Source organism: Streptomyces antioxidans (assembly GCF_000968685.2).
Classification (GTDB): Bacteria; Actinomycetota; Actinomycetes; order Streptomycetales; family Streptomycetaceae; genus Streptomyces; species Streptomyces antioxidans.
The window spans coordinates 1-6,661 of sequence record NZ_LAKD02000114.1 but is presented as its reverse complement, the minus strand read 5'-3'; the positions used below and the strand labels follow the sequence as shown (position 1 = coordinate 6,661).

Below are 6,661 nucleotides of genomic sequence, written 5' to 3'. Positions count from 1 at the left end.
CACCAGCGCTACTGGCTCGACACCACAGCACCGGTGACCCTGGCCAACACCCCGGCCGCACGGGCCGACGACATGCCGGATCCCGAAGCTACCGATTTCGTCCGCGAGTTCGACGGCCTCAGCGACCGGGAGAGCGAGCGGAAGCTCCTCCACCTGGTGTGCAGGCATGCCGCGGCGGTTCTGCGATACGACGAGGCGGACACCCTCGAACCCGACGTGCCGTTCAGCGAGCTCGGATTCGACTCGCTCACCGGCGTCGAGCTGCGCAACCGGCTCTCCGCAGCCACCGGTCTCAAGCTCGCGGTGGCGCTCGTGTTCGACCACCCCAAGCCGAGGGCCCTGGCGGCACACCTGCGCCAGCGGCTGTTGGACCCCGCCGCCCGGGCGGCGGTCGTACGGCGGAGCCGGGTCCGTACCGACGAACCCGTTGCCATCGTCGGCATGGCCTGCCGCTACCCGGGCGCGGTGACGTCACCGGAAGACCTCTGGCGGCTGGTGGATCAAGGCGAGGACGCGATATCCGGCTTCCCCGCCGACCGCGGCTGGTCCGCCGTGACCGCCGACTCGAGCTATGCGGGAGTCGGCGGGTTCCTGCACGACGTCGCCGAGTTCGACGCCGAGTTCTTCGGCGTCTCGCCGCGCGAGGCGCTGGCCATGGACCCGCAGCAGCGGCTGTTGCTGCAGGTCTCCTGGGAAGCGGTGGAGCGTGCGGGGATCAACCCGCACTCCCTCGCCGGCAGCCGTACCGGTGTCTTCGCGGGCGCGGGCGGACAGGACTACGTGATGCTGATGGCGTCGAGCGCCACGGACGCCGACCGCTTCGGGCTCACCGGCAATTCGGCCAGTGTGATCTCGGGTCGGGTTTCGTACGCGTTCGGGTTCGAAGGGCCGACGCTGACGGTGGACACCGCATGCTCGTCGTCTTTGGTGGCGATCCACCTGGCCGCGCAGGCGCTGCGGCATGACGAGTGTTCTCTGGCGCTGGCCGGTGGGGTCACGGTCATGTCCACACCGGGCATGTTCACCGAGTTCTCCCGGCAGGGCGGGCTGGCCGCGGACGGCCGGTGCAAGGCGTTCGCCGAGGAGGCGGACGGCACCGGGTGGGCCGAGGGGGTCGGCGTCCTGGTGCTGGAGCGGCTGTCCGACGCGCGGCGCAACGGACACCGGGTGCTCGCGGTGGTACGGGGTTCCGCGGTGAACTCCGACGGTGCGTCCAACGGTCTGACCGCGCCGAACGGTCCGTCGCAGGAGCGGGTCATCCTGGAGGCGCTTGCCGCGGCCGGTCTCGAACCCTCCGACGTCGACGCGGTGGAGGCGCACGGTACGGGTACGGCGCTCGGCGACCCGATCGAGGCCGGGGCGCTGCTCGCCACCTGCGGGCGCGGCAGGGATCCGGAGCGACCCCTGTGGCTGGGCTCGGTGAAGTCGAACATCGGGCACACCCAGGCGGCGGCGGGTGTGGCCGGGGTGATCAAGATGGTGCAGGCGATGCGGCACGAGACGCTGCCCAGGACCCTGCACGCCGAGCACCCGACGTCGCACGTGGACTGGTCGTCCGGCGCGGTGGCGCTGCTGGACCGGCCCGTGCCGTGGAAGGAGAACGGACACCCACGGCGTGCGGGCGTCTCGTCGTTCGGCATCGGTGGCACCAACGCACATGTAGTGCTGGAACAACCGCCCACGGAGACCGCCGAGCCCGTCGGGACCCCCGAGCCCGTCGCCGCGGCCGGTGTCGAAGACGGTCCGACGGCGTGGCTGGTGTCCGGGCGCGGCCCCGCCGGGCTGCGGGCACAAGCCGCCCACCTGGCCGACTTCGCCGAGTCCGCCCCGGAGGTGTCGCCGACCGACGTGGCCTTCTCGCTGGTCACCACCCGGGCCCAGCTGACGGACCGGGCGGCAGTCGTCGGCACGGGCCGGGATGAGTTGGTACGCGGTCTGCGCGCCCTGGCCGCGGGAACACCGGGCGCCGGAGTGCACACCGACACCGCGACCGACGGTGTGCTGGCCGTCCTGTTCACCGGCCAGGGCAGCCAGTGGCCCGGGATGGGCCGTTCGCTGTACGGAGTGCTGCCGGACTTCACCGACATCCTCGACCGGATCTTCGCGCTGCTGGACGGTCGGCTGGACCGGCCACTGCGCGAGGTGCTGTTCGCCGAGCCGGGCTCCGCGGACGCGGCGTTGCTGGATGAGACGGTGTTCACCCAGGCCGGGCTGTTCGCGGTCGAGGTGGCGCTGTTCGGACAGCTGCGGGCGTGGGGCGTGGCGCCGGACTACGTCGCCGGGCATTCGATCGGCGAGGTCTCGGCAGCATGCGTGGCCGGTGTCCTGGAGCTGGACGACGCGTGCCGGCTGGTGGCCGCGCGGGGCCGGGCGATGCAGCGGGCACGCTCGGACGGTGCGATGCTCGCCGTCGGTGCGGCCGAGGAGGCCGTGGCGCCGTTGCTCACCCCCGGAATCAGCCTGGCCGCCGTGAACGGCCCGGACTCGGTGGTGGTCTCCGGCGACGCGGACACGGTGGCCGCCATCGAACGGGAGTCCCGGGAACAGGGCTGGAAGACGAAGCGACTGCACGTCTCGCGCGCGTTTCACTCACCGCACATGGACGCGGTGCTGGAGGAGTTCACCGCGGACATCGCCGACATCGCGTTCCACGCGCCACGCATACCCATCGTGTCGAACCTGACCGGAGGGGCGGCCGACGAGCGCATCGGCACCCCCCGGTACTGGGCGGACCACATCCGCGCCACCGTGCGGTTCGGCGACGGCGTGTCCTGGCTGGTCGAGCAGGGCGTCACCGCGTTCCTGGAGGTCGGCCCGGACGCGGTGCTCACCGCCATGGCCGCCGACCGAGGTCCGCGGGCCGTGCCCACCCTGAGGGCAGGCCGCGACGAGCAGACCGCCCTGGTGACCGGATTGTCACGGCTGCATGTGCACGGCGTCGACGTGGACTGGTCCGCGGTCTTCGCCCGGTGGCAGCCGCACCGCGTCGAACTGCCCACCTACGCCTTCCAAGCCACCAGGTACTGGCCGGAACCGCGGACGGCCCGGCCTTCGGAGACGGACGACTCCACGGCGGGCACCGCGTTCTGGGCGTCGGTCGAGTCCGGCGACGCCGACCACCTCGCCGACGTGCTCGGGATGGACACCGACCGGGCACGGGCGGCACTCGACATCGTGGCACCGGCACTCGCCGACTGGCGGTCCCGTGACCGCATCGGTTCCACGGTCGCCGGACTGCGCTACCGCGTCGACTGGCGGGCCGCACCGGTGGACCCGGCCGTGGCGTCCGGTACGTGGCTCCTGCTGGGCGTGGACGGCGCGGCCGCGGTGTTCGGGGAATCCGTGACCGTCGAGCCCACCGAGGACAGCGCTGCGCTCACAGAACGCCTGCGGTCGGCCGCGTCCGGGCGTGCGCTGGGCGGCCTCCTGGCGGCGGTGCCGGACGCGCAGGCGGCGCTGGCGGTTGTACAGGCCGCGGCGGCGGCGGAGCTGGGCGTTCCCGTCTGGCTGCTGACCCGGAACGCGGTGCCCGCAGGCGCAGGCGAGGTGTGCGAGCCGGACCAGGCCGCGGTGTGGGGCATGGGCAGGGTCGCGTCCCTGGAACTGCCCGGATCGTGGGGCGGCGTGGTCGATCTGCCGGACGAGGCCGACGCCGGTATGTGGGCGCTGGCCGGCGGGGCGCTCGCATCCGGAGCGGAGGACCAGGTCGCGGTGCGCGCGACGGGGGTCTTCGTACCGCGGTTGGTGCCCTGCGGCCGTGCCACCGAAGCGGGTCGAGGGTGGCGGCCGCGCGGCACGGTGCTGGTGACCGGGGGTACGGGCGCGTTGGGCACGCGGGTGGCGCGCTGGCTGGCAGCACGGGGAGCGCGGAGGCTGGTACTGGCCAGCCGCAGCGGCCCGGACGCACCGGGCGTGGACGAGGTGGTCGCGGAGCTGGCGGCCACGGGTGCCGTCGTCGACGTCGTGGCCTGCGACGTGACGGACCTGGACGCGGTGCGGCAGCTGGTGTCCGACGAGACGATCAGCGCCGTCGTGCACACCGCCGGAGTCGACGAGCCCACCCCGTTGCAGGAGCTGGGACCGGCCCGGCTCGACGCGGTGATGGCGGCGAAGGTGCGCGGGGCGGCCAATCTGGATGTGGCGTTGGGCGGGCGGTCGTTGGACGCGTTCGTGTTGTTCTCCTCGGTGGCCGGGGTGTGGGGCAGCGGTGGTCAGGGTGCGTACGGTGCGGCCAACGCGTGGTTGGACGGGCTGGCGTGGGCGCGCTGGTCGCGCGGCCTGGCCGCGACGAGCGTGGCGTGGGGCGCCTGGGACAGCACCGGTATCGGCAGCGGCAGCCATGCCAAGGAGTTCCTGGCCCGCCGTGGCATCCGGGCGATCGACCCCGAAGTGGCGATCGCCGCGTTGCAGCGGGCACTGGACCTGGACGAGACCGCGGTGGTCGTCGCCGACGTGGACTGGGAGACCTTCATCCCCGGCTACGCCTCCGCCCGCCCCCGCCCGCTGCTCGACGAGCTGGCCCCGACGACCGACGACACCGCGGCCGATGGCGAGGGCACGGAACTGGCCGGGAGGCTCGCGGGACTGCCGCCGGACGAACGCAACCGAGTCCTGCTCGACCTCGTCCGCGACGGGACCGCGCAGGTGCTCGGCGCGGCGTCGGCCGACGCGGTACGCCCCGAGCGTCCATTCAGCGAGCTCGGATTCGACTCGATCAGCGCGGTCGAACTGCGCAACCTGCTGGACAGGGCGACCGGGCTTCGGCTGTCGGCGACCCTGGTCTTCGACCGGCCGACGCCCGTGGCGGTCGCCGAACACCTCGACGAGCAACTGGCGGGCACCGCGGACCAGACGGCCGAGACCGTGCTCGCCGAACTGGACCGGCTGGAGTCGGCGCTGGCCGAGATGAGCCCGGCGGACCGGCTCGTCCGCCGGATCGACACCCGGCTGGAAAGCGTGCTGGCGAAATGGCGGGCGGCCACCCACCAGGTGCCGCAGGAGACGTCGCGCGTCGACGTCGGCGAGGCCAGCGCCGAGGAGATCTTCAACTACATCGATGACGAACTCGGCCTTGGCTGAGGGACCGCTGGGGTGTGCGATTTGACTGACAACGACAAGCTCCTCGACTACCTCCGCAAGGTCACGGCCGACCTGAAGCGGACGAAGGAGCGCGTTCGCGAGCTCGAGGCAGCCGAGGAACCGGTCGCCATCATCGGGATGAGCTGCCGGTATCCCGGCGGCGTCGGCAGTCCGGAAGACCTGTGGCAGCTGGTGGACAGCGGGCAGGACGCGATCTCCTCGTTCCCGGTCGACCGGGGCTGGGACATCGACGCCGTCTACGACCCGACCCCCGGCCGGGCGGGCTCCACCTATGTGCGCGAGGGCGGTTTCCTCCACGACGTCGCCGACTTCGACCCGGCGTTCTTCGGGATCTCCCCGCGCGAGGCCACGGCCATGGACCCGCAGCAGCGACTTCTGCTGGAAGCGTCGTGGGAGGCGTTCGAACAGGCAGGGCTCGACCCGGACTCGCTGCGCGGCAGCGGAACCGGCGTCTTCGTCGGCGCCAGCGGTCAGGACTACACCGCGTTGCTCGCCGGTCCCCCCGCCGATGACACCGGCGCGGAGGGCTACGTCCTGACCGGCAACGCGGGCAGCGTCGTCTCCGGCCGGGTGTCCTATGTGTTCGGGTTGGAGGGACCAGCGCTGACGGTGGACACGGCGTGTTCGTCGTCGCTGGTGGCGCTGCACCTCGCTGCCCAGGCGGTGCGGGAGGGCGAGTGCTCGCTGGCGCTGGCCGGTGGTGTGACGGTGCTGTCGACGCCGATGGTGTTCGTGGAGTTCAGCCGTCAGGGTGCTCTGGACGCTGACGGCCGGTGCAAGGCGTTCTCGGACGCGGCGGGCGGACTCGGCCTGGCCGAAGGCGTTGGGATGGTCGTGCTGGAGCGGTTGTCGGACGCGCGGCGCAACGGCCATGAGGTGTTGGCGGTGGTGCGGGGTTCTGCGGTGAATCAGGATGGTGCGTCGAATGGGTTGACGGCGCCGAATGGTCCGTCGCAGGAGCGGGTGATCCGGGCTGCGTTGGCGAGTGCTGGTCTGTCCGCGTCCGATGTGGATGTGGTGGAGGCGCACGGGACCGGAACGCGGTTGGGCGATCCGATCGAGGCGCAGGCGTTGCTGGCGACGTATGGCCAGGACCGCGACCGGCCACTGTGGTTGGGGTCGATCAAGTCGAACATCGGGCATACGCAGGCGGCCGCCGGTGTCGCTGGTGTGATCAAGATGGTGCAGGCGATGCGGTATGGGGTGTTGCCGCGGACGTTGCATGTGGGTGAGCCGTCTTCGCAGGTGGATTGGTCGTCGGGTGCGGTGGAGTTGTTGGGTGAGGCGCGGGTGTGGGAGGTGGGGGATGGTCGTCTGCGGCGTGCGGGTGTGTCGTCGTTCGGGATCAGTGGGACGAATGCGCATGTGATTGTGGAGGAGGCTGAGCCGTCGCCGGTTGCCGAGCGTGGTGATGGTGCGGACGTTCCGGTGGTGTGGCCGGTGTCGGGGCGTGGGGTTGAGGGGTTGCGGGCGCAGGCGGCGCGGTTGGCTGATTTTGTTGAGGCGGCTGAGGGGTTGTCTGCCGTGGATGTGGGGTTTTCGCTGGCGACGAGTAGGGCGC

The 6,661-nt window shown here is 72.0% G+C and carries 2 protein-coding genes; both read left to right on the top strand.

Going from position 1 to position 6,661, the window contains the following annotated elements; translation table 11 throughout:
• Nucleotides 1–33: 33 nt before the first annotated feature.
• Complete coding sequence (locus VT50_RS32330; protein WP_053048554.1) at nucleotides 34–5,079, top strand: type I polyketide synthase; 5,046 nt, start codon at nucleotides 34–36, stop codon at nucleotides 5,077–5,079.
• Nucleotides 5,080–5,100: 21 nt separating this feature from the next.
• The coding region (locus VT50_RS32325; protein WP_206269520.1) for a type I polyketide synthase at nucleotides 5,101–6,661 on the top strand (1,561 nt) is incomplete at its 3' end.